This window comes from Microbispora sp. H10670 (assembly GCF_014161385.1).
In the GTDB taxonomy this organism is placed as follows: Bacteria; Actinomycetota; Actinomycetes; order Streptosporangiales; family Streptosporangiaceae; genus Microbispora; species Microbispora triticiradicis.
This window is the reverse complement of sequence record NZ_JABBWW010000004.1, coordinates 347,801-369,440: the sequence shown is the minus strand read 5'-3', so window position 1 is coordinate 369,440 and position 21,640 is coordinate 347,801. Positions and strand designations below refer to the sequence as shown.

The window sequence follows — 21,640 nt, the reverse complement described above, 5'->3', positions numbered from 1 at the left end:
CATCGGGTAAGACCCACCGGCACCGGCTCAACCGAGGCGGCGACCGGCAAGCCAACAAAGCCCTCTATCTCGTCGTCCTATGCCGTCTGCGCTGGGACTCCCGCACCCGCGCCTACATGGAACGACGCACCAAACAAGGCCTGTCCAAGAAGGAGATCATCCGCTGCCTCAAACGCTACGTCGCCCGAGAGCTCTACCGGATCATCACAGCGAACGATCAACAAGTCGCCGCTTGACATCCATAGGAGCATCCCGGCGGGCCGGCGCCCTCTCCCGGGACCGGCCCGCCGTCGTCACCGGCGGTACATCACGTCCGTGATCCACCGGGTGAACCCGAGCGACTCGTAGAGCCGGACCGCCGCGGCGTTCTCCTCGTCCACGTAGAGCATCACCCGGGCCAGGCCGAGGCCGCGCAGGTGCTCGAGCCCGGCGATCGTCAGCGCCCGGCCGAGGCCCGTGCCGCGTTCGCCGGGCCCGACCCCCACGACGTACACCTCCCCGATCGGCTCGCCGTCGCGGTGCACCTTGGTCCAGTGGAAGCCCACCGGCGTGTCGTCTCGAACGGCGAGGAAGAAGCCGGCGGGGTCGAACCACGGTTCGCGTTCGCGCAGTTCGAGGTCGTCGATCGTCCAGGAGCCCTGCTCGGGGTGGGCGGCGAAGGCCTGCGCGTTGAGCGCGAGCCAGGCCCGCTCGTCGCGCCCGGGCTCGAACGTGCGCAGCCGTACGCCTTCGGGGAGCGGGGCGGCGGGCAGGGGCTCCGCCAGCGGCCGGCGCATCCGCCACAGCGACCGCGCCCGGGTCAGGCCCGCGCTCGCGGCGAGGCGGGCGGCGGCGGGCAGGTCGCCGTGCGCCCACAGGCGGAGCCTGCCGCCGCTCGCCTCCAGCACCGCGTCGAGCAACCGCCGGCCCACGCCGAGCCCGCGGAAGGCCGGACGCACCACGAGTTCGCCGCTCGGTCCCTCCTCGGGGCCGGCCGGGTCGCCGGGTGGGTCCAGGTGGGCGAATCCGGCGAGTTCGCCGTCCTTGTGCAGCAGTACGGCTCTCGCCCCCGGCACGCCGCCGTAGCGCACCTGGAGCATCACGTGCTCGTTGAGCGGTCGCACCCCGTCGGCCTCGACGGCCGCCTCCACCAGAGCGAGCACGGCCGTAACCTGCTCGTCGCCGAGCCTTTCCGTGATCTCCACGCGTACGTTCATGCCTGGCACGATAGGCGAGGGGCCGGCGCGCCCCGGCGGGGGGCTTCGGCAATAGACGCCAGCCGTGGCCTCCCTGAATCGTTATCTTTGCGCCATTTCCCGATCAGGTCGCCGTTCTACTGTCGGGGGTCATGACCCGAGCATCCCTGACGCGACTGGCCGTCGCCGGCGCCGCGATCCTGGGCGCCGCGGCTCTCACCGTGAGCCCGGCCGTCGCCGATCCCGCTTCGAAGGCTGCCGCCCCCGCGGTCTCCAATGGAACGAACCATGGGCCGAAGCAACCGGCCGGGCACGGCCACAAGCCCGACCCCTCCGTCTCCGTCCGGCTGCTGACCATCAACGACCTGCACGGCAACCTGGAGCCCCCGACCGGGTCCGGCTCCCGGATCCTCGACCCCAACGGGCCGCTCACCGACACGGACGGCTCCCTCACCGGCATCGCGGGCGCCAAGTACTCGATCGCCGGCGGCGCCGCCTACCTGGCCGCGCACCTCAAGCAACTGCGTACGGACAACACCCTGCTGGTGGGCGCCGGCGACCTCATCGGCGCCTCGCCGCTGCTGTCCGCGGCCTACCACGACGAGCCGACCGCCGCGCTGCTCGACCAGCTCGGCCTCGCCACCTCCTCGGCGGGCAACCACGAGTTCGACGAGGGCATCAACGAGCTCAAGCGCATCATGAACGGCGGCTGCCACCCGGTGGACGGCTGCTCCCCGGCCGGGACGTGGAAGGGCACGAGCTTCGACTACCTCGGGGCCAACGTGCAGAAGGAGTCGAACGGCGACTACGCCCTGCCGCCCTACTTCGTCAAGAAGATCAACGGGATGAAGGTCGCCTTCATCGGTCTGGTGACCCAGACCACCCCCAGCATCGTCACCGCCTCCGGCATCGCGGGCCTCAAGTTCACTGAGGAGATCGCGGCCGCCAACAAGGTGTCGAAGCTCCTCACCCGCCACGGCGTCAAGGCGCAGGTCGTGCTGGTGCACGAGGGCGACGGCATCACCCCCAACCAGGACCCCAGCTCGTGCCCGGTCGTCCCCGGCGCCGGCTCGCGGATCGCCAAGGGGCTCGACCCGCAGATCGACCTCGTCATCAGCGGCCACAGCCACCAGGCGTACGTCTGCAAGGTGAAGGACCCGGCCGGTCAGGACCGCTTCTACACCCAGGGCTCCTCGTTCGGCCGCGCGATCACCCAGATCGACTTCAAGATCGACCGTAGGACCAAGGACGTCATCCGCTCCAGCGTCGTCGCCAAGAACAACGTGGTGACCCGCACCGTCACCCCGGACGCCGACACCGAGACCTATATCAACACCTGGAAGGAGCGGGTCTCGACCGTCGCCAACAAGCCGATCGGCAAGATCACCGCCACGATCGGGCGAGGCGGCAACGTCGGCGAGACCCCGCTCGGCGACCTGATCGCCGACGCGCAGCTGGAGGCGACCAAGACCGGCGGCAACGCCGAGATCGCGCTGATGAACCCGGGCGGCGTCCGCGCCGACCTGACCTTCCCGCAGAGCGGCGCCGAGGGGGACGGGGTCGTGACGTACGGCGAGGCCTTCACGGTGCAGCCGTTCAACAACCTCATGCAGGTCGTCACGCTCACCGGGGCCCAGCTGAAGGCGCTGCTGGAGCAGCAGATCTGGAAGGTCGACCCGACCACGGGCGGCATCACCCAGCGGATCCTGCAGCCGTCCTCGTCGCTGACCTACACCTTCGACACCACCAAGCCGGAGGGCTCGCGGGTCTCCGACATCAAGATCAACAGCACCGCGGTGACCGACACCCAGCAGATCCGGGTGGCCGCCAACAACTTCCTCGTCGGCGGCGGCGACGGCTTTACCGTGTTCACGCAGGGCACCAACCTGTGGAGCGGCCCGCTGGACATCGACGCGCTGGTCGCCTACATGGGCGCGCACTCGCCGATCGCCCCGCCGGCCACCGGCCGGATCAACCTCGTCCGGTAAGGGACGGAGAACACCGGAAGGCCCGCCCCCGCAGCGGGGGCGGGCCTTTCCGGCCGAAGTCAGCGTCTGACGGCCTCGGCCTCGGCCTGCTGCTCGCCGCCGCGGTCGGGCACGAACCGGTAGCCGACGTTGCGGACCGTTCCGATGAGCGCCTCGTACTCCGCTCCCAGCTTCGCCCGCAGCCGCCGTACGTGGACGTCCACGGTCCGGGTGCCGCCGAAGTAGTCGTAGCCCCAGACCTCCTGGAGCAACTGGGCCCGGGTGAAGACCCGGCCCGGGTGCTGGGCGAGATACTTGAGCAGCTCGAACTCCTTGAACGTGAGGTCGAGCGCCCGGCCGCGCAGCCTGGCCGTGTAGGTGGCCTCGTCGATCGACAGGTCACCGCTGCGGATCTCGTCGGGGACGTCCTCCGTGGCGGCCAGCGACAGCCGCCCGACCGACATCCGCAGCCGGGCCTCCACCTCCGCGGGGCCGGCGGTGTCGAGGATGACGTCGTCCACGCCCCACTCCGCCGTCATCGCCGCCAGGCCGCCCTCGGTCACGATCGCCATCAGCGGGCAGGTGACACCGGTCGTGCGCAGCAGCCGGCACAGGCTCTTGGCCTGCACGAGCTCACGGCGCGCGTCGACCAGGATGGCGTCCGCGGGCGGCGCGTCGATCAGAGCGGAGGCCTCGGCCGGGGCGACCCGCACCGAGTGGAGAAGCAGTCCGAGTGCCGGGAGCACCTCCGCCGACGGCTCCAGAGCGTTGGTCAGCAGGAGCAGATTGCTCACATGAGCCTCCTCGCACCATGTCGGCTCGGCGCCGTTTGCAGCACTGGAAACCGCGACAGCCGTACAAACATGTAAGGACCCGGGGGCCACATCGCCCGAGTCCATTAATTCGTAGGGTAGCCCACACGAACTTTGCGTCCAATCCGCGTCACCCGTGTGAACAACACGTCACGTGGTTTAAGACCGTAACGTGACGGTGACGGAGAGCTTTCATGGAGGTGACATGTTTCGGACGCCGACCGAGACGCGGCTCACGAGGGGAGCGGGCTGACCATGGCCACGGGGACGATTCGCTACTGGGCGGCGGCCAAGGAGGCCGCCGGGACGCCCGAGGAGGCCGCCGACGCGGCGACGCTGGCGGACCTGCTCGCGCGGATCGGGGGGGACCCGGCCCTGGAGCGCGTGCTGCGCCGGTCGTCCTTCCTGATCGACGGCGCCCCGGCGGGCACCCGCGACCCCGCCACGATCATGCTGCCCGAGGGATTCGTGGTAGAGGTTTTGCCCCCATTCGCCGGGGGATGAGCGGCACGTGCCTCTCCCGTCACGCTTCACCCCTCACGGCGTCCGGAGCGGGTGTGCGTCTCTCCGGGCATTGTCCGTTCTCGGGCAAATCTCGCGGGCAGGGGCACTACGCTGAATCGTACGGGCGCCTTCGGAGGAGTCGGATGCGCAAGCTGGTCGTGGCCGTGGTTATGCTCGCCATCCTGCTCGTCGTGCTCGACCGGGTGGCCGTGGTCGGCGTGCAGCGGGAGATCGCCCGCCAGATCGAGGCCCAGTACGACCTGGCGCAGCCGCCTTCGGTGCAGGTGAAGGGGCTTCCGTTCCTCACGCAGGCGTTCTCCGGCAGATACGAGGAGATCGCCATCGGCATCGGCGAGGTGGAGCGGGAGGGTGTCCAGCTCGAACGGATCGACGCCACGCTCTACGGCGTGACCGCCCCGCTCGCCGACCTCATCCAGAACGCCGCGGCCGCCAAGATCGGGGCCGACCGCGTGGTGGGGACCGTGGTCATCTCGCGCCAGACCCTGTCCGCCCACGCGCCGAAGGGCATCAAGGTCGAGGGCACCGGCGACGACAAGCTCCGCGTCTCGGGCAACGTGACCGTGTTGGGAAACCAGGTGCCGGTCACCGCCGACATGAAGATCGAAATGATCAAGGACGGGATCCGGCTCACGCCGGCCAGCGTGCGGCTCGCGGGCGCGATTCCGGTGCCGAACCCCGAGCGGCTCATCTCCTTCACGGTCCCGGTGAAGAACCTGCCGCTGAACCTGCGCATCACCCGCGTGACCTCGACCAGTGAGGGACTCGCGGTCCAGGGCACCGCGAGTGATGTCTCCTTCAAGTGACGGCCCACGTGACGATGGTCACAGTGCCGAACCGGCCGGCCGTTTCGTACGTGAAGAAGGTGTGAGTCCAGCCGGAACCGCCGACGAGGAGCTCGTGCGCGCGCTTTTCGAGGATCACGCAGGGCCGTTGTACGGCTACGTACTGCGGCTGACCAGTGACCCGGGCAGGGCGGAGGACGTGGTGCAGGAGACGCTGCTTCGGGCCTGGCGCAACCCCGGGGTGCTCGAAGGACGCCCGGTGCGCGCCTGGCTGTTCACGGTCGCCCGCAACATCGTCGTCGACCAGCACCGGGCCCGCAGGTCCAGGCCGCAGGAGACGGGGGACGAGGCGCTCGCCGTGCTGCCCGCCGACGACGAGCTCGACCGCGCCGTCGAGTCGTGGGGGGTCGCGGAGGCGCTGGCCTCGCTCAGGCCGGAGCACCGTGAGGTGCTCATGGAGACGTACTACCGGGGGAGATCGGTGAAGGAGGCGTCGGAGATCCTCGGCATCCCGCAGGGGACGGTCAAGTCGCGGACCTACTACGCACTCCGAGCGCTCAAACTCGCCCTGGAGGAACGGGGGCTGGCACCATGACCTGCGAGGAGGTGCGGATCTCACTCGGCGTGTACGTCCTCGGGGCGCTCGACGCCGAGGAGACCGCCGAGGTCGAGGCCCACCTGGAGACCTGCGCGGAGTGCCGGGCGGAGCTGGCCGCGCTGTCGGGGCTGCCGCCCCTGCTGGCACTCGTGTCGGCCGAGGACGTCGAGCGCGCCGCCGCGCCGCCGCGCGCCGTGCTCGACCGGCTGGTCGCCGCGTCGGCGAAGCGGGGGCGCCGGTCCCGCGTGCTGCTGGCGCTCGCCGCGTCCGTCGTCGTCGCCGCCGTGGGCGGCACGGCCTGGCTGTCGGCGGCGCAGACGTCGTCGCAGGACACGGCGGCGGGGTCGGCCGTCGCGGCCCCGCAGTACGAGAGCAGGCTTGAGGGCGCGGCCGGCAGTGCGGCCGCCGGCGGCGCCGCCTCAGACGCCGCTTCGGACGCCGCCGCGGCCCAGGCGCCCAGAACCGGCAACGACGAGATCCCGCAGATCTTCGACGCTCCCGCCTCGCCCGTCCCGACGGCGGAGCGCCCTCCCGGCACCGTGGCGAAGAAGGCCGAGCAGCCGCCCGCGGAGGCGACCGTCACCACCTCGCCGGAGGCTCGCGGCAGCAACGGCGACATGCGGCTGACCGTACGGCTCGTCCCGCAGGAGCGCGGGACGCAGGTCGTCGCGAGGGTCGCCGGGGTGCCCGCGGGGACGGTGTGCGCGCTCCGTGTGGTCGGGAAGGACGGCACCGTCTCGGTCCTCGGCACCTGGACGGTGGAGCGCGGGGAGTACCGCGGGCCGAAGATGGTCTTCGAGGGCTCGACGGCGCTGAGCCCCGATCAGATCGAGCGCGTCGAACTCGCCGGCGCCGACGGCCGCACACTGGTCGCCGCCAGACTCTGAGCGTCCTGTGACCTTTCCGTGACCCGGGCCGGGAATCAGCCCCGGCGTACGGAGGGTTGCAAACGGCGATGGCGGGCATCGCGACCCGGGTGGACACGCTCGTCCAGAACGTGGCCGCCGGGCCGGTTCCCGGGCGGCGCGACGGGAGGGTGCGGGCAGTGGAACACGCCCCGGCGGCGAGAGGTGATCTCGGCGCCGTCCTGGCCGCCGATCTCGGTGCCGATCTGGGCGAGCGGGCCACGCTCGTGCAGTTCTCCACCGCGTTCTGCCAGCCCTGCAGGGCGACCCGCCGGATCCTCGGCGAGGTGGCCGGCCTGGTGCCGGGCGTGCGTCACGTCGAGATCGACGCGGAGTCGCGCCTCGACCTGGTCCGGCGGTTCGAGGTGCTGAGCACCCCCACGGTGCTCGTCCTCGACGGCGCGGGAAACGTGGTGAAGAGGGCGTCGGGCCAGCCGCGCAAGGCCGACGTGATCGCCGCTCTCGGCCTCGCCGTGGATGGAACGTCTCACCATTCATCTCAGCCATCGGACAAGGTGTGACAGATGTCGAGACGGAAGGTACTGTCGTGGCCATGACTCCCACGACAGAGCTGCTCACGAAGCGGCGGGCGGTGGACTTCTGCCGCGTCGCGACCTCGCTCTGTCGCATGGCCTGAGGGTGATTCCTGCGGCTTGACGCCGCGCTCCGAGAATCCTTCAGGAGTATCCCCACGATGCACATCGACCCTCGTGGCCCCCGATCCGAAGCGGCCGTTTCCACGGCCGCCCTCGCGCGCCGAAACCTCGGCGCCGGCGAGGTTCGCACGGATCATCGGGCCGGGGTTCGCGCCGGTGGGACTGATCGGGTTCGCGTGTGGGATCACCGTACTGGCTCTGGGTGCGGCAGCGGCACCGCCGGCCGCCTTCCCCAACGCGACGTCCGGGTCCGCCCGGGCTGCGCAACGTACCTGCTCATCCGCCGTCTACAACCTGGGAGAATCAAATGAGCCGCTCCGCCGTTCTGGTGGACGCCGACTGGGTCGAGGCCAACCTCGACACGCCGGGTGTCGTGCTCGTCGAGGTCGACGAGGACACCAGCGCCTACGACAAGGGTCACATCCGCGGTGCCGTGAGGATCGACTGGAGGACCGACCTGCAGGACCCGGTCCGCCGCGACTTCGTCGACAAGGCCGGCTTCGAGGCCCTGCTGTCGTCCCGTGGCATCGCCAACGACGACACCGTGATCCTCTACGGTGGCAACAACAACTGGTTCGCCGCCTACGCCTACTGGTACTTCAAGGTGTACGGCCACGCGAACGTCAAGCTGCTCGACGGCGGACGCAAGAAGTGGGAGCTGGAGTCCCGCGAGCTGGTCAAGGACGCGGTCGAGCGCCCCGCCACCCAGTACACGGCCCAGGAGCCCGACAACGACATCCGCGCTTTCCGCGACGACGTCGTCGCCGCGATCGGCAAGCAGAACCTGGTCGACGTGCGCTCGCCCGACGAGTTCACCGGCAAGCTGCTCGCCCCGGCCCACCTGCCGCAGGAGCAGGCGCAGCGCGGCGGCCACGTGCCGACCGCCCGCAACATCCCGTGGTCGAAGGCGGCCAACGACGACGGCACCTTCCGCTCCGACGACGAGCTCCGCGAGCTCTACTCCGGCGCCGGTGTGGACCTCGGCAAGGACACCATCGCCTACTGCCGCATCGGCGAGCGCTCCGCGCACACCTGGTTCGTGCTGCACGAGCTGCTCGACCAGCCCAACGTCAAGAACTACGACGGTTCGTGGACCGAGTACGGCTCGCTCGTGGGCGTGCCGATCGAGCTGGGAGAGGCCCGCTGATGACCACCACACAGGGTTGCGCTGCTCCTGAGCAGACCGTCGCGCTGCCGGCCGGCATCGACCTGTCCAACCAGGCCGTGATCCAGGGCGTCGTCTCCGGCGCCGGCACGGCGTACGCCCGCCTGCTGGACCACAGCGGCGAGTTCACCGGCGAGGTCGTCGTCTCCGACGAGGGCGTCTTCCGTTTCTTCGCCGCCCCCGGCCAGTGGACCGTCCGCATCATCGCCGGCGGCGGCGTCACCAAGGACGTCGCCGTCGAGGCCAAGCTCGGCGAGGTCGTCCAGCTCTCGGTCGCCGTCTGATCCACCGCTTCACCCGAGGCCGGTGCGTTCCCGCGAACGCACCGGCCTTCTCTGTTCTCACCCAGGAACGTAGTATTACGTGCTACATGTATTACGTGATGGGAATGGGCGCGATGCGGCTGAACAGCAAGGGTCAGGTCACCATCCCCGCCGAGCTTCGCGAGAGACACGGACTGCATCCCGGTGACGAGGTCGACGTGATCGAGGTGGGGAACACCCTGCAGATCGTGCGCCGGGAGAGCAGCAGCACCCGGGGACAGCGTGCCGCGCACCGGCTCCGGGGCAGCGCGACGACGTCAATGACGACCGACGAGATCATGGGGCTGCTGCGTGACGAGTAGCGCGCTTCGGGTCGTCCGTGAGCGGGTCACTCTTGTCGACTCGTGCGTCCTGCTCGATGTCGCCACCGACGACGCCACCTGGGCGTTATGGTCCGCGACAGCCCTCGCACGCGCCCTGGACGACGGACGATTGGTGATCAATCCGGTCGTCTACTCAGAGGTCTCCATCGGCTACGCGAGCATCGAGGACCTGGACCAGGTTCTGCCGCCTGAGGACTACGAGCGTGAGGACGTCCCGTTCGAGGCGGCGTTCCTGGCCGGTAAGGCATTCCTCGCCTATCGCAGGCGCGGGGGCGGGAAGCGATCGCCGCTGCCGGACTTCTTCATCGGCGCGCATGCCGCGGTCCGTAGGTACCGGCTGCTCACCCGGGACGCCGCCCGCTACCGCACATACTTCCCGACCGTGGAGCTCATCACGCCCTAGACAGAGGTGATCGCGCCATAGGGGGAAGCGGGAGCCGATAACATGCGGCAGGTGTCCGGAACGTCCGCACTGCCCGCCCCCCGCAGGTTCGCCTGGATGCTGTCGCCGTACGCGTTGCCGCTGCACGCCCTGCGGATCCTCGCGAAGTGTGCGCTCCCGCTGATCATCTGGTTCTCGCTCGGACGGCTTGTCCGGTGGAGCCTGCTCCTGCTGGCCGCGACCGTCTCGCACGGCTCGTGGTACCAGGCCCGGCTGGTCCTGGTGATGTTCCTGTTCACGCTCGTCGTGATGACGTCCCTCGCCACGACCGTGGGCATGCTGTACGTCGTCCGTGAGGCGCTGCTGGAGACCCGGGCCCGGCGCGCCGGCGGCGAGGCCAAGGAGAGCCTGCTGGGCGCCCTCAACCGGACCGCACTCGTCTTCGCCGGCATCTACACGACCTGGGGGTTCGTCAGGGGCGACGTCCGCGCGTTCATGAACATGGACATGCTCAGGGCGCCGACCCAGCTCTTCGACGATGCGGTGAAGGGTGAGAACAGCGGCGTCATGGCCGGGCTCGTCAACCTCGACCCCAAGGTCTCCCTCGCGACGATGATGGTCGCCTACGGGGTGAAGTGGTACTTCGGCCGCCGCCATGAGGCGGGGAACGGCCGGTTCTCCGGCGTGCTCGCCACTTTCGGCGAGCTGGCGTTCGCCTTCTACGGCATCAACGCGCTCGCGGCCGCCGTGGGGGCACGCTCCGACTGGATCGGTCAGCGGTCCGCCATCGCCGCCTGGCACGACCTCATGGCCGGGGCGCAGGGGAGCATCCCAGGGTGGCAGCAGGTCTCGGAGTGGCTGGGGGAGGTCTGGCCGTACGTGATCGACGCCTTGGCCGTCCCGCTCGCGTGGCTGACGGTCGGCATCCTCGTCTACGGCGCGTACGCGGAGGACACGCAGACCACGATCAGGGGTACCCGGCTCGAACAGGCGGCGGTCCACCTGGAACGCACGCACAACTGGACGCGCCGGGCGCTGGCCAAGCTCAGTGCGGGCTGGACCGGCCGGTGGATCCCGCTGCTCAACTCGCTGCGGCTGACCGCGCGAGGCGGAGCTCCTCTGTTCGGGCTGTTCGCGCTCTGTTACGTGGGCCTGCACATCGGCGGCGACTACCTGGGCAGGGCGGGCGGCTATCTGCTGGCGAGCGACAAGCAGTACTTCTGGTTGGTGACGACCGAGCCGGTCGACTACGTGAAAGAACTAGTCGTCACGACAGTGACCATGTGCCTGATCGCCGCCACCTTCGACCTGGCGGCGACCAGGTCCCGGCTTGAGGGCCGGGGCGCGGTCACCGCCGGAACCTCAGAACCCGATCGTCCTTCTCCCCTGAGTTGAAGGCATCCTTCATGAAGTCCGCGGCGGACTGGTCGGGCACGTCCCGGTAGGAGCTCGGGCGGATGATGACCTCGACCTGGTCGGCCACCGAGGGCGGCACCACCCCCAGCATCTCCAGCCGGTACGGCGTGCCGACCTTGTTCTCCTTGACGTCGGTGGGCGTCTCGTTGTTCATCGTCTCCAACTGCCATTTGCGCCCGGCCCGGTCGACGAGCCGGACCTCCGCCGGTGCCCCGTGACGGATGGCGCCCTCGGCGTCGAGGGCGGTTCGCGTGGCGACGACCTTCAGCCACTGACGGTCGGACGTGTCCGGCTTGCCGGTGGGATCGGGGACCTTTTCGACGCTCACGCGCCATGACACGTGCTGCCATACGCCGGCCTGCCCAACCGGTACAACGCGGACGACGTCCTGCGGCGGCTGCAACATGTCGTAGGCACGGTAGCCGAGCCAGGAGGGAGCGCCGACGACGAGTACGACGGAAAGCACGGTTCCCCCGGCCAGGAGTCCCGTACGCCTCGTTCGCACAGGCGGTGCCGCCTCAGGCTCGGGGGAAGGCTCAGCGGAAGGAGGAGCCGCCGGCGGGGGCGTGAGGGGCGGGGGTGCCGGAGGCGGGGGCAGCCGGTTGGCCCGCAGCGCGGGGAAGGGCTGCGTCGACCTGTCCTCCCCCTCGGGCTCCGGAGGCGGCCACACGCGCAGGTCCGTCGGCGGGGCGAGTTTCCCGGGAATCGGGATGGACGGGGGCGCTGTCGGCATGGGCCGCGGCGGCAACACGCCGCTGTAGGTGATGTCGGAGGGCTGCTCGGGAGGGGGCGCGAACCAGTCGCGGGTGTCCGGGCCGTTCCTCGGCGGGTTTCCGTCCATGGGAGTCTCGGTCATCGGCTCGTGCCCGTCAGTGTGTGATAGTCCTCCGCCTGCGAGATCAGCCGGGAGCCGGCGTCGCCGGACAGCCCGAGGTCGATCTCCGCCTCGGGAGCGAGGCTGTCCACGAGACCCCCACCGGTGTCCGGATTGAAGACCAGGCGAGCTCCCGGCACGGCGTCCTTCGGCACCTCGTAGACGAGCAGGCCGGTCGACCAGAACCCCGGCTGCAGCCACTTGTTGAACAGCGTAAGAGTGTCGCTCACCTTGTCCGTCGGCCGGTAGAGCCGGCCATCGTCGGTCAACAGCACCGGAGGTGTGAGAGTACTCAGCTTCACGGGCGCGCGGGCGGTCGTGGCGGACACGTTGAGCAGGAGGAACAGGTGACTTGTACCCACCTTGAGCACCTTGTTCGAGAAGTCCTTCGTGTCCACCGCGTGGGCGGCGGAGACCGACACGACCTTCACCGAGAACCGGTTGGTCGCCACCGTCTCGCCGATCCGGCCCTTGTAGGTCAGGAAGGACGTGCGCTGCTCGAAGGACATCGCGAAGTTCTGCTGCGCGTAGACGGCCGCCGCAGCGAGCACGATGCCCGCCACTCCGGCGGCGAGACGCCGCCCCAGCCCGCGCCTGCGGGGCCGGCCGGCGGCGGCCCGGCGGGACGTACGGCTCTCGGCCTGGGCCAGCGCCATCAGCTGTCCTCCTTCCGCACCGGGAGGGTGATCCGCGCGGCGACCTCGGGTTCGAAGGGATCCTCGCCGTCCCCGCCCTCGCCTGCGAGCAACCAGTAGTGGGTCTGGTCGCGCAGCCCGAGCGGCTCGTTCTCGAACTTGCCGAGGTCGAGGCTGATCTCCTCGGGTGCGGTCGTGGTGGGCTGGAGCTCGTACTTCACCACGACCGTGGTGGTGATCCCCGGATGAAGCTGCTGGCTCTCGATGCCGTAGCTCAGCACCGAGGCCCGCGGGCCGTACTCGCTCTTCATCTCGGGGCGGGTCCGCAGCAGCGAGCCGGCGAAGGAGCCGGTCTGGCGGAAGCCTTTCCCGGGTTCCTGCACAATGCCGACCGAGGCGGTCTCGTCGCCCATGTTGGTGACCTTGACGACGAGTTCCAGGTAGCGCTTGGGGTCGCCGAAGCTGCCCTTCTCCGTGGTGTCGATCGCCTTGATGAACTGGGTGCGGAACTGCCCCTGGTCGATCGTGTCCCCGGGCGAGACCGTGGGCGGCGGTTCGTCCGGGGCCTCCTTGAGGCCGCCGAAGGCGGCGGTGACGCCGATGCCCACTACGGCCAGCACGGAGGCGACCGGGACCAGCACCGGGCGTCGCCGTCGGGCGCCATTGGGGGATGACGTCATGGCAAGCGATGGTAGTACGATCACAATCGCCCCATGGGCCCCATAGGTTCCAGGCGCCGGCGGGAAATAGGTCCGAATGGCGAGAAGGCCGCCCTGACAGGGCTTCCAGATCCTACGCTGTGACCTTAGGCGGACATGGAGGGCCCGTGGGCGACCCGCACCCCGAGCATGCCCAGTTGCAGGCGGACCGGATCTACCTGGGCTGGCAGTACGCTCTGCTGTACCCCGATCCGGGGCCGCCGCCGAAGCGGCCGGCGCGCGAGGACGTCGCCGAGCCTCCCGCCGAGAACAACGACTGGGTCCACCGGGAGCGCCTGCAGAAGGACCTGCTCAACCATCCGGTACGGCTCTTCCGCACGTTCATGGCCGTGCTGGCCGCCGGGATCCTCGTCCTCGGCGTGACCGGCCTGCTCACCTGGTCGTTCGTGCTGCTCGGGCTGGTCGCCGCGGGCGGTGTGGCGGCCATCTGCACCTACGCCATCCGGCAGGGCGACCGTACGGTCAACGAGCGGCTCGACGAGCGCCGCCGCAAGGCGCTGCGGGAGCAGGAGCGGCGGCAGCGGGAGATCATCACCGCCCAGGAGGAGCACGCCGCGAAGTACCGCGACTGGGCCGAGAAGAAGAACCGCTTCGACAAGCAGATCACCTGGTACGCCGTGGCGGTGCCCGACGAGATCGACCGGGTCGACGTGGCGGGCGGCACGCTGACCGGCTGGTCGGCGCTGGTCACGCTGATCGGCGCGACCCGCCTCTACAGCGGCGGCCACCTCACCGTGCTCGATTTGTCGGAGGGCGCGATCGCCAAGGACCTCATCGAGCTCGCCCGCCGGGGCGGGGACGACCCGCTGGTCTGGGTGCTCCCGGTCGACCTGCCCCGGCTCGACCTGGGGGCGACGCTCAAGCCCGAGGCGTTCGCCGACGTGCTGGCCCACGTGGTGAGCGTCAGCGAGGAGACCAGCAGGGACATCGGCTTCGACAACGCGATCCTGGAGCGCGTGCTGGAGGTCCTCGGCGAGAACGCCACGATCAGCCAGGTCACCGCCGCGCTGCGGGCGCTCGCGCAGGTGGGCGACCCGCGCGACGACATGAAGTACGGCCTGCTGACCGCCTCGCAGCTCGAACGCATCGGCACGCTGTTCGGCCGGGGCGTGGCCGACCGGGTCGTCATCGAGCGGGCCTGGGCGCTGGAGTCCCAGCTACGCAAGCTGGAGACGCTGGGCTCGGAGGCCGTACGGCTGCCGCCCGCGCGGCTGCGGGTGGTCAGCATGGACCGGCAGGCGGGCGTCTTCGGCAACCGGGTGCTCGGCACGTACGTCGCGACCGCGCTCACGCACATCCTGCGGCAGTCGCCGGCCAGCGAGCGGCCCTGGTACCACACGATCATCGTCGCGGGCGCGGACAAGCTCCGCGGCGACGTGCTCGACCGGCTCATGGACGCGTGCGAGACCTCGCGCACCGGGCTCGTGCTGACCTACCGCAGCCTCACCCCGACCGTACGGGAACGGCTCGGCCGCGGGCACGCCGCCGTCGCGTTCATGCGGCTGGGCAACGCCGAGGACGCCCGGGTGGCCAGCGAGCACGTCGGCACCGAGCACCGCCTCGAACTCGCCCAGCTCACCGAGACGTTCAGCACGGCGGTCCCCTCCCCGAGCGGGTTCTACACCTCCACCGTCGGCGAGGGCCGTACGGAGGGGGAGGACATGCGGGAGGGCGACCTGCGCGAGGACATCACGGAGTCGACCGAGTGGGGCCGGCGCGCGCCCACGGTGGCCGACGGGGTCCTGCAGCGGTCGCGGGAGTTCCTGGTCGAGCCGCACCAGCTCCAGCAGCTTCCCACGACGTCCGTGATCGTCACCTACTCGACGGCGGAGGGACGCCAGGTGCGCCTGGCGGACGCGAACCCGGCGATACTCACCTTCCCGAAGACGACGCTGGGGGAGTTCGAGGAGATCCGCCGCGCCGCCCTGACGCCGCGGGAACCCGAGCCCGAGCCGGAGCCGGCCGAGCCCACGCTGCCCGAGGTCCCCCCGAACCTCGGTCCTCCGCCGCCCCGCCTCGACTGGCGCAAGCGGCCATGACACGGTCCGCGGTCGGTAAGGGCATCGTCAACCGAGGTGTGCGGGCGTGATCGTTGAAGGAGTCTCTTCCCTGTTCGTCGTCGACTGAGGGGTCTCATTGCATCCGTTCCCTCTGAGCGGGCCGTGGTACCGGATCCAGGCGATCACCGCTCCCTCGCGCACTTCGTCCGCGGAGTGGGACTTCGTCACGGTGCTCCCCGCGGTCCTGTCCGCCGCGCAGCGCAACCGGCCGTTCGTCATCGGCTGGCTGTCGCGTGGGTCGGGTGCCCCGCTTGAGCTGATCACCAACGCGGGGCCGCTCACGCCGCCCAAGCCGCCGCGCCGGGCGGCCTCGGCCCCGGAGCCGCCGGTCACCGGCCCGCAGCCGCTGCTGTTCCCCGGTGGCGCGCGGGGCGTGGAGATCGGCGATGAGTGGCTGGCCGACCTCGCCGACCTCGTCTGGACGCCGTGCCCCGGCCGTCAGGCCCCGCCTCTCTACGGCAGGCGCGAGCCGGAGCCGGACGAGCCCAAGCGGCCCACGCTCTTCGAGTCGACGCTGGTCACGCTCATGTCCCGGCCGTTCGCCTGGGTGGTCGTCGCCGAGCCGACCGACCTGCTCGACGCCGAGGTCGCCCACCTGCGCACCCAGCTCAACGTGCTGCGCCAGTACGGCGACGCCTCCGAGCGGTCGCGGTTCGACGCCGAGCGGGCCGAGCGCAGGATGCAGGAGCTGGACGCGTTCCGCGAGGCCGGCCTGTGGAACGTCCGGGTGCTCGCCGGCGCGGCGGGCCCCGACGAACTGCGCCAGATCGCGCCGGTGCTGGTCGGCTCGGTGGAGATGAGCCACCACCCCTACCGGCTGCGCAGCGCCATGACACTGCCCGCCCTGTCGGGGGACGGCGCGAGCGAGTCGGTGTACGGCTTCGCCGAGGCGCTGGCCGTCGACCTGCAGGACTCGGCCGACGGCGCGGCGGCGCCGTTCGCGGCGACGGCGGGGGCGCTCGCCGCGCTCGCCGGGCTGCCGCGCCGGGAGGTGCCGGGGGTCCGGGTGCTCGACGCCGGCTTCTTCGACGTGACGAGCGAGGCCGACGTGGAGGGCTCGGAGTCGATCGACCTCGGCGCGATCGTCGACGGGCAGGACCGCGCCGTCGGCGCGTTCCGGGTGCCGCTCGCGACGCTGAACCGGCACGCCTTCGTGACCGGCGCCACCGGCTCCGGCAAGTCCCAGACCGTACGGCACCTGCTGGAGCAGCTCACGATCGCGGGCATCCCGTGGCTGGCCATCGAACCGGCCAAGTCGGAGTACGCCGCGATGGCCGGCCGCGTCGAGCACCTGGGGCCGCTGACCGTCATCAACCCCTCGGCGCCGGACAACGTGCCGATCAGCGTCAACCCGCTCGCGCCCGAGCCCGGCTATCCCGTACAGGCGCACATCGACATGGTCAGGGCGCTGTTCCTGGCGGCCTTCGACGCCGAGGAGCCGTTCCCGCAGATCATGTCGCTGGCGTTGCAGCGCGTCTACGAGGCCAACGGCTGGGACGTGGTGACCGGCGGCGGCATCCCGGGGGCCGCCGTGCAGCCGGCGGTGCCGACGCTGGAGCAGCTCCAGCAGCACGCGCTGGAGGTCATCCAGGAGATCGGGTACGGCAACGAGGTCCAGGCCGACGTCGAGGGCTTCATCAGCCTGCGCCTGCGCAGCCTGCGCGTCGGCAGCGCGGGCCGGTTCTTCGAGGGCGGCCACCCGGCCGACATCGGCGGCCTGCTCCAGCGCAACGTGGTGCTCGCGATCGAGGACGTCGCCAACGACGAGGACAAGGCGTTCCTCATGGGCACGCTGATCATCCGGATCGTCGAGCACCTGCGGATGCGGGCCCGTTCCGAGCCGCGGACCGAGGACGGCGTCGGCGGCCTGCGGCACGTCATCGTGATCGAGGAGGCCCACCGGCTGCTGCGCGACCGGGGCTCCCAGCGGGCCTCCACCCACGCCGTCGAACTGCTGGCCGGGATGCTCGCCGAGATCAGGGCGTACGGCGAGGGCATCGTCGTGGCCGAGCAGATCCCGACCAAGCTCGTCTCCGACGTGGTGAAGAACACCGCGCTCAAGGTCGTGCACCGGCTCCCGGCCGAGGACGACCGCGCGCTGGTCGGCGCGGCGATGAACCTCAGCGAGGACCAGTCGCGTCAGGTCGTGTCGCTCCAGCCGGGCTTCGCCGCGGTGTTCGCCGACGGCATGGACCGCCCGCTGCGCGTCCAGGTGCCGCTGGGCGAGGACCGCGAGCGTGAGACGCTCGGCCCGGTCCCGCCGATCTGCGGCCGCCGTTCGGCCGCCTGCGGGCGCGAGTGCCGCACGGGCAAGGCCTGCACGCTGGTGGAGTTGCGCGAGGCCGACCTGCTCGCGGTGGCCCCCGAGTGGGCGTGGCTGCGGATCTGGACCGACACGGCGGTCCTGGCGTTCGTGACGAACCGGTCGCTGCCGGGCGTGCCGCGTGTGCTCGCCGACATCTGGGCGGAGCTGCCGGTCAAGCGGCGCGAGTGCCTGCTGGCCACGCTGGTCGAGCGGTCGGTGTCGCGCCGCGCCTGGTCGCTGCGCACGTGGTTCGACCCCGCGCTGCTCACCGAGAAGGCCGCCGAGGTCGCGGCCGGGCTGCTCGCGGCCGGTCAGGCGGACGGCGCGGAGGGCGAGCCGCCGATGCGCGCCGGCGAGCGGCCGGGCGCGGCCTGGGTCATCCCGCAGGTCCGCTGGCTGCACGAGGTGGACCGGCTGTTCCCCTTCGGGCATCCCGCGCCCAACCTGCGCAGTCCCGCCCCGGCGATGGAGTATCCGCTGTTCGGCACCGACCCCGCCGGCCGGCCGTACCCCCACCAGGGGGTCAACGGCGCCGAGCCCGCCGAGGGCGCGGTGGCGGTCGGCGTGCGCACGGAGCTGCTGGGCCACCGGGCCAAGGCGCTGCGCCACCACCCGCTGTCGATGGAGGTGGACCGCAACCGCGCGCTGGCCTGGCGGGTCATCCTCGGCGACGACGAGCACGAGGGCATCCAGCGGGACGTGACGACGGTCGCCATCGGCGTCGAGCCGCGGGAGCGGATCAGATTCATCGCCCAGACGATGAGCGCGGGCTGGCTGGAGACCGTGCTGTCCTGGCCGCGCCGGTTCGTGCTGCCCTTCGACGGCGACACCCCCGCCGAGCTGTCCTTCGGATCGTGATTTCGGGCGGGGGCACTAGGATCTGGGCATGAGTCAGCTTCCGTTGCGGGCCCAGCTCGCCAGTGCTCTGGGCCGTACGGCCGCGACGCTGTCCAGGGCCACCGGGCGCGGCGACGGCTCGGTGATCGGCGGCAGGGTGGGCCTGATGCTGGAGCCCGACCTGCTGCGCAAGCTCGCGGCCGACCGCAAGCTCGTCCTGGTCAGCGCGACGAACGGCAAGACCACGACGACCCGTCTCATCACCTCGGCGCTGCAGGAGCTCGGCGACGTGGCGACGAACGCGTTCGGCGCCAACATGCCCGCCGGGCACGTGTCGGCGCTCGCCTCCAGCAAGGGCGCGCCGTACGGCGTGCTGGAGGTGGACGAGAAGTACCTGCCCGAGGTGCTGGACACCACCGAGGCCGGGATCGTCTGCCTCATGAACCTGAGCCGCGACCAGATGGACCGGGCGGCCGAGATCTGGCTGCTGGCCCAGAAGTGGCGCCGCGCGCTCGCGGGCCGGCCCGCCCACGTGATCGCCAACTGCGACGACCCGCTGGTCACCTGGGGCGCGTCCACCGCCGCCCGGGTGACGTGGGTGGCGGCCGGGCAGCGCTGGCGGGAGGACTCCTGGTGCTGCCCCGAGTGCGGCGGCCCGCTCGACCGGGCCGGTTTCGGCAACGGCGGGCAGAACCTGACCGCCGCCCAGCTCGCCGACACCAGCTGGGCCTGCCGCGAGTGCACCTTCCACCGTCCCGAGCCCAACTGGGTGCTCGACGGTGAGGACGTGATCGACCCCCGCGGGCAGCGCTGGCGGCTGGACCTCCAGCTTCCCGGCCAGGCGAACCGGGCGAACGCCGCCGTCGCGCTGGCGGTCGCCGAGACGCTGGGCCTCGACCCCGGCCGGGCGCTGCCCCGCCTGCGTACGGTCACGTCGGTCGCGGGCCGCTACACCACCGTCGAGCGGGAGGGCAGGTCGCTGCGGCTGCTGCTGGCCAAGAACCCGGCCGGCTGGCTGGAGGCCTTCGACGTCGCCGACCCGGCGCTGCCGATCATCCTGTCGGTGAACGCGCAGGGGCCGGACGGCCGCGACACCTCCTGGCTGTGGGACGTCGACTACCGCATCCTGCGGGGCCGGCCCGTGCTGGTCACCGGCGAACGCCGCCTCGACCTCGCGCTGCGGCTGGCCGTCGCGGAGGTGCCCTTCCAGCTCTGCGAGTCGTTCGAGCAGGCGGTGGCCGTCCTCGCCCCCGGCAAGATCGACGTGATCGCCAACTACACCGCGTTCCAGCAGATCCGAGCGGAGTTCGGCCGTGCCGTCTGAATTGTCCATCGTCTGGATCTATCCCGACCTGCTCAGCACGTACGGGGACCAGGGGAACGTCCTGGTGCTGGAGCAGCGGGCCCGGGCCAGGGGGATCCCCACCCGGACCATCCACGTGCGCTCCTCGGACCCCGTGCCGCAGCAGGGCGACGTCTACCTGATCGGCGGCGGCGAGGACCGGCCGCAGATCCTCGGCGCCGAGCGGCTGCGCCGCGACGGCGGCCTGCACGCCGCGATCCAGCGGGGTGCGGCCCTGCTGGCGGTCTGCGCCGGCTACCAGATCATGGGCACGGTGTTCGGCGGCGAGGAGGGCCAGCCGGTGTCCGGCGTCGGCCTGCTCGACATCAGCTCGGGGCGCGGCGAGCGGCGCGCGGTCGGCGAACTGGCCGCCGAGGTCGACCCCGCGCTGGGGCTGCCCACGCTGACCGGGTTCGAGAACCACATGGGCGTGACCAGGCTGGGGCCGGGGGTGCGCCCGCTGTCCCGGACGGTCGTCGGCACCGGCAACGGCGACGGCACGGAGGGCTGCTACACGGGCCGGATCATCGGCACCTACCTGCACGGCCCGGCGCTCGCCCGCAACCCCGCGCTGGCCGACCTGCTGCTGAGCTGGGTGACCGGGCCGCTGCCCGCGATCGACGACGGCTGGTACCAGGCGCTGCGCGACGAGCGCCTGCGCGCGGTGCTGCCCGCCTGACCCGCCCGCGCCTCCGGTCCCCGAGAAATCGGGGGCCGGCGGCCGGTCGCCGGGCGGGCCCGGAGCGGGATCAGTAGACGATCGCCTGCACGCCCTCGCCCAGGACCTCCTCGACGAACGTGGGGGCTCCCGCGATGCGGACCCCGTCGATGAGGTCGTCCACCGTGATGCCCCTGCGGGCGGCGCACTGCGTGCACAGTGTGACCCTGCCCGCGGCGAGGACGGCCGCGAGCAGGTCCTCCAGCGGCGCGGCCTCGGCCAGGGTGAACTCCTTGGCCCGCCCCGGCAGGGCGAACCAGGAGGACTCACCGGTCAGCCACAGCGAGACCGGGACACCGCTCGCCAGCGCCGCCGCCGCGACCGTGAAGGCCTGGTTGCAGCGCTCCGGGGCGTCCGCCCCGGCCGTCACCTTGATCACCAAAGATCGTGCCATAACGGAAGCCTAGTCCGCCGGGCCCCCGTGTGTTCTCCGCCACTCACTTCCCGCCGCGCACCAGGTCGGGACGGAACGCGAGGACGAGTCCGAGAGTGGTGTACCCCACCAGCAGGTGGGCCGCGCCGACGACGTTGGACACGGAGGTGCCGAAGATCGCCAGGGTCGGGAGGGTCACGACCACCCAGCTCTCGGCGACGAGCGGCCACAGGCGGGCCGCCCCGCGCCACCGGCCGGTGATGGCGATCTTGACACCGAGCACGAACATGCCCAGCATCGACAGCGGCCAGAACGCGTCGAGGATCCCGAGCCAGACCGTGTCACGCGCGGCCGGGAAGAGCCCGTGGACGAGGCTCCACACCATGGCCAGGGCCAGCAGCACCCGCTCGGCCCGCACCATGCCGCGCGCCACGCGGCTCACGCCGGTCGCACCGGTGCGGAGCATGATCGTGAGAAGGCACTGGGCGCCGATCTGGAACGCCAGGCCGGCCAGGTCGGTGATCATGAGGCCCGGGTCGCCCGCGACGTCGAAGCCGTAGACGAAGCTGACGGCCGACCAGGTCAGCGCGCCGGTGGAGAGGCCAAGGGCCAGCCGGCGCACCGTCGAGTCGGCGAGCCCCCCGGTGGGAGCGGCGGTGGGGGCGGCGGGGTCCGTGTGCGCCGGGACGTGGGAGGTGCTGGTCATCGGGCTTCCTTCGATTCGGGGGTGGAGCGGCGGTGGGGATCA

23 protein-coding genes are annotated in these 21,640 nt (G+C 71.3%); 16 read left to right on the top strand and 7 right to left on the bottom strand.

Annotated elements, in window-relative coordinates:
- Window positions 1–236, top strand: a 236-nt coding sequence (locus HHX33_RS09125) for a transposase (RefSeq protein WP_182874168.1), incomplete at its 5' end; no start/stop codon positions are given.
- A gap of 57 nt (window positions 237–293) precedes the next feature.
- On the opposite strand, the gene mshD is transcribed toward HHX33_RS09125, so the two are convergent.
- Window positions 294–1,196, bottom strand: coding sequence for a mycothiol synthase (gene mshD / locus HHX33_RS09120; RefSeq protein ID WP_182874167.1), 903 nt, complete (start codon window positions 1,194–1,196; stop codon window positions 294–296).
- 131 nt (window positions 1,197–1,327) lie between these two features.
- Between mshD and HHX33_RS09115 the strand changes: the two genes are divergently transcribed.
- Complete coding sequence (locus tag HHX33_RS09115; RefSeq protein ID WP_182874166.1) at window positions 1,328–3,163, top strand: bifunctional metallophosphatase/5'-nucleotidase; 1,836 nt, start codon at window positions 1,328–1,330, stop codon at window positions 3,161–3,163.
- A gap of 59 nt (window positions 3,164–3,222) precedes the next feature.
- Here HHX33_RS09115 and HHX33_RS09110 read toward each other — a convergent pair whose 3' ends face one another.
- Entirely contained in the window at window positions 3,223–3,936 is a 714-nt protein-coding gene (locus HHX33_RS09110) for a winged helix-turn-helix transcriptional regulator (RefSeq protein ID WP_111697721.1), read from the bottom strand.
- Between the two features lie 273 nt (window positions 3,937–4,209).
- Here HHX33_RS09110 and HHX33_RS09105 point away from each other — a divergent pair, with 273 nt between their 5' ends.
- The 10 genes from HHX33_RS09105 (at window position 4,210) to HHX33_RS09060 (ending at window position 11,008) form a co-directional block, all read left to right on the top strand.
- Window positions 4,210–4,458, top strand: a complete 249-nt coding sequence (locus HHX33_RS09105; RefSeq protein WP_111697720.1) for a MoaD/ThiS family protein — start codon at window positions 4,210–4,212, stop codon at window positions 4,456–4,458.
- A gap of 143 nt (window positions 4,459–4,601) precedes the next feature.
- Window positions 4,602–5,282 (top strand): DUF2993 domain-containing protein, encoded by a 681-nt coding sequence (locus HHX33_RS09100; RefSeq protein WP_182874165.1) that lies wholly within the window; start codon window positions 4,602–4,604, stop codon window positions 5,280–5,282.
- A 61-nt stretch (window positions 5,283–5,343) separates the two neighbouring features.
- Entirely contained in the window at window positions 5,344–5,856 is a 513-nt protein-coding gene (locus HHX33_RS09095; protein ID WP_244301829.1) for a sigma-70 family RNA polymerase sigma factor, read from the top strand.
- Window positions 5,853–6,746, top strand: coding sequence for an anti-sigma factor family protein (locus tag HHX33_RS35720; RefSeq protein ID WP_182874164.1), 894 nt, complete (start codon window positions 5,853–5,855; stop codon window positions 6,744–6,746). The genes HHX33_RS09095 and HHX33_RS35720 overlap by 4 nt, the downstream gene beginning before the upstream one ends.
- A 68-nt stretch (window positions 6,747–6,814) precedes the next feature.
- On the top strand, window positions 6,815–7,285 hold the full coding sequence (locus tag HHX33_RS09085; protein WP_182874163.1) for a thioredoxin family protein: 471 nt from the start codon (window positions 6,815–6,817) through the stop codon (window positions 7,283–7,285).
- Between the two features lie 442 nt (window positions 7,286–7,727).
- Complete coding sequence (locus tag HHX33_RS09080; RefSeq protein WP_111697715.1) at window positions 7,728–8,567, top strand: sulfurtransferase; 840 nt, start codon at window positions 7,728–7,730, stop codon at window positions 8,565–8,567.
- Window positions 8,567–8,869 (top strand): DUF1416 domain-containing protein, encoded by a 303-nt coding sequence (locus tag HHX33_RS09075; RefSeq protein WP_111697714.1) that lies wholly within the window; start codon window positions 8,567–8,569, stop codon window positions 8,867–8,869. The genes HHX33_RS09080 and HHX33_RS09075 overlap by 1 nt, the downstream gene beginning before the upstream one ends.
- An 86-nt stretch (window positions 8,870–8,955) precedes the next feature.
- Window positions 8,956–9,210 (top strand): AbrB/MazE/SpoVT family DNA-binding domain-containing protein, encoded by a 255-nt coding sequence (locus HHX33_RS09070; RefSeq protein ID WP_220501627.1) that lies wholly within the window; start codon window positions 8,956–8,958, stop codon window positions 9,208–9,210.
- Window positions 9,200–9,634 carry a type II toxin-antitoxin system VapC family toxin gene (locus tag HHX33_RS09065; RefSeq protein ID WP_182874162.1) on the top strand — a complete coding sequence of 145 codons (435 nt, stop codon included), beginning with the start codon at window positions 9,200–9,202 and terminating at the stop codon, window positions 9,632–9,634. Before HHX33_RS09070 ends, HHX33_RS09065 begins: the two co-directional genes overlap by 11 nt.
- A gap of 51 nt (window positions 9,635–9,685) precedes the next feature.
- Complete coding sequence (locus HHX33_RS09060; RefSeq protein WP_182874161.1) at window positions 9,686–11,008, top strand: hypothetical protein; 1,323 nt, start codon at window positions 9,686–9,688, stop codon at window positions 11,006–11,008.
- Here HHX33_RS09060 and HHX33_RS09055 read toward each other — a convergent pair.
- From HHX33_RS09055 to HHX33_RS09045, 3 genes are all read right to left on the bottom strand, one after another.
- Window positions 10,962–11,495, bottom strand: coding sequence for a hypothetical protein (locus HHX33_RS09055; RefSeq protein WP_182874160.1), 534 nt, complete (start codon window positions 11,493–11,495; stop codon window positions 10,962–10,964). The genes HHX33_RS09060 and HHX33_RS09055 overlap by 47 nt on opposite strands.
- Window positions 11,496–11,881: 386 nt before the next feature.
- The gene (locus tag HHX33_RS09050) at window positions 11,882–12,559 is read right to left on the bottom strand and encodes a DUF4352 domain-containing protein (RefSeq protein WP_182874159.1); all 678 of its coding nucleotides are present in this window, start codon (window positions 12,557–12,559) and stop codon (window positions 11,882–11,884) included.
- Window positions 12,559–13,218: a hypothetical protein gene (locus tag HHX33_RS09045; protein ID WP_182874158.1), complete on the bottom strand. Its 660-nt coding sequence runs from the start codon at window positions 13,216–13,218 to the stop codon at window positions 12,559–12,561. The genes HHX33_RS09050 and HHX33_RS09045 overlap by 1 nt, the downstream gene beginning before the upstream one ends.
- A 146-nt stretch (window positions 13,219–13,364) precedes the next feature.
- On the opposite strand from HHX33_RS09045, the gene HHX33_RS09040 reads away from it, so the two are divergent.
- From HHX33_RS09040 to HHX33_RS09025, 4 genes are all read left to right on the top strand, one after another.
- Complete coding sequence (locus HHX33_RS09040) at window positions 13,365–15,296, top strand: hypothetical protein (protein ID WP_182874157.1); 1,932 nt, start codon at window positions 13,365–13,367, stop codon at window positions 15,294–15,296.
- Window positions 15,297–15,393: 97 nt separating this feature from the next.
- Complete coding sequence (locus tag HHX33_RS09035; protein WP_182874156.1) at window positions 15,394–18,480, top strand: ATP-binding protein; 3,087 nt, start codon at window positions 15,394–15,396, stop codon at window positions 18,478–18,480.
- Window positions 18,481–18,508: 28 nt separating this feature from the next.
- Window positions 18,509–19,783 carry a MurT ligase domain-containing protein gene (locus HHX33_RS09030; protein ID WP_111697707.1) on the top strand — a complete coding sequence of 425 codons (1,275 nt, stop codon included), beginning with the start codon at window positions 18,509–18,511 and terminating at the stop codon, window positions 19,781–19,783.
- Window positions 19,773–20,480: a type 1 glutamine amidotransferase gene (locus HHX33_RS09025; RefSeq protein ID WP_182874155.1), complete on the top strand. Its 708-nt coding sequence runs from the start codon at window positions 19,773–19,775 to the stop codon at window positions 20,478–20,480. The genes HHX33_RS09030 and HHX33_RS09025 overlap by 11 nt, the downstream gene beginning before the upstream one ends.
- 70 nt (window positions 20,481–20,550) lie before the next feature.
- Here HHX33_RS09025 and HHX33_RS09020 read toward each other — a convergent pair whose 3' ends face one another.
- Together HHX33_RS09020 and HHX33_RS09015 are read right to left on the bottom strand one after the other, a co-directional pair.
- Window positions 20,551–20,913 (bottom strand): DsrE family protein, encoded by a 363-nt coding sequence (locus tag HHX33_RS09020; RefSeq protein ID WP_182874154.1) that lies wholly within the window; start codon window positions 20,911–20,913, stop codon window positions 20,551–20,553.
- Between the two features lie 43 nt (window positions 20,914–20,956).
- Window positions 20,957–21,598 carry a hypothetical protein gene (locus tag HHX33_RS09015; protein WP_182874153.1) on the bottom strand — a complete coding sequence of 214 codons (642 nt, stop codon included), beginning with the start codon at window positions 21,596–21,598 and terminating at the stop codon, window positions 20,957–20,959.
- Window positions 21,599–21,640 lie beyond the last annotated feature (42 nt).

What these genes read in the sequence shown, in the direction of transcription:
- HHX33_RS09115 (WP_182874166.1), top strand. Translation starts at nt 1,328, where the DNA reads ATGACCCGAGCATCCCTGACGCGACTGGCCGTCGCCGGCGCCGCGATC.
- HHX33_RS09085 (WP_182874163.1), top strand. Translation starts at nt 6,815, where the DNA reads ATGGCGGGCATCGCGACCCGGGTGGACACGCTCGTCCAGAACGTGGCC.
- HHX33_RS09045 (WP_182874158.1), bottom strand. Translation starts at nt 13,218, where the DNA reads ATGACGTCATCCCCCAATGGCGCCCGACGGCGACGCCCGGTGCTGGTC.
- HHX33_RS09030 (WP_111697707.1), top strand. Translation starts at nt 18,509, where the DNA reads ATGAGTCAGCTTCCGTTGCGGGCCCAGCTCGCCAGTGCTCTGGGCCGT.
- HHX33_RS09015 (WP_182874153.1), bottom strand. Translation starts at nt 21,598, where the DNA reads ATGACCAGCACCTCCCACGTCCCGGCGCACACGGACCCCGCCGCCCCC.
- HHX33_RS09100 (WP_182874165.1), top strand. Translation starts at nt 4,602, where the DNA reads ATGCGCAAGCTGGTCGTGGCCGTGGTTATGCTCGCCATCCTGCTCGTC.
- HHX33_RS35720 (WP_182874164.1), top strand. Translation starts at nt 5,853, where the DNA reads ATGACCTGCGAGGAGGTGCGGATCTCACTCGGCGTGTACGTCCTCGGG.
- mshD (WP_182874167.1), bottom strand. Translation starts at nt 1,196, where the DNA reads ATGAACGTACGCGTGGAGATCACGGAAAGGCTCGGCGACGAGCAGGTT.
- HHX33_RS09075 (WP_111697714.1), top strand. Translation starts at nt 8,567, where the DNA reads ATGACCACCACACAGGGTTGCGCTGCTCCTGAGCAGACCGTCGCGCTG.
- HHX33_RS09105 (WP_111697720.1), top strand. Translation starts at nt 4,210, where the DNA reads ATGGCCACGGGGACGATTCGCTACTGGGCGGCGGCCAAGGAGGCCGCC.
- HHX33_RS09020 (WP_182874154.1), bottom strand. Translation starts at nt 20,913, where the DNA reads ATGGCACGATCTTTGGTGATCAAGGTGACGGCCGGGGCGGACGCCCCG.
- HHX33_RS09050 (WP_182874159.1), bottom strand. Translation starts at nt 12,559, where the DNA reads ATGGCGCTGGCCCAGGCCGAGAGCCGTACGTCCCGCCGGGCCGCCGCC.
- HHX33_RS09070 (WP_220501627.1), top strand. Translation starts at nt 8,956, where the DNA reads ATGTATTACGTGATGGGAATGGGCGCGATGCGGCTGAACAGCAAGGGT.
- HHX33_RS09080 (WP_111697715.1), top strand. Translation starts at nt 7,728, where the DNA reads ATGAGCCGCTCCGCCGTTCTGGTGGACGCCGACTGGGTCGAGGCCAAC.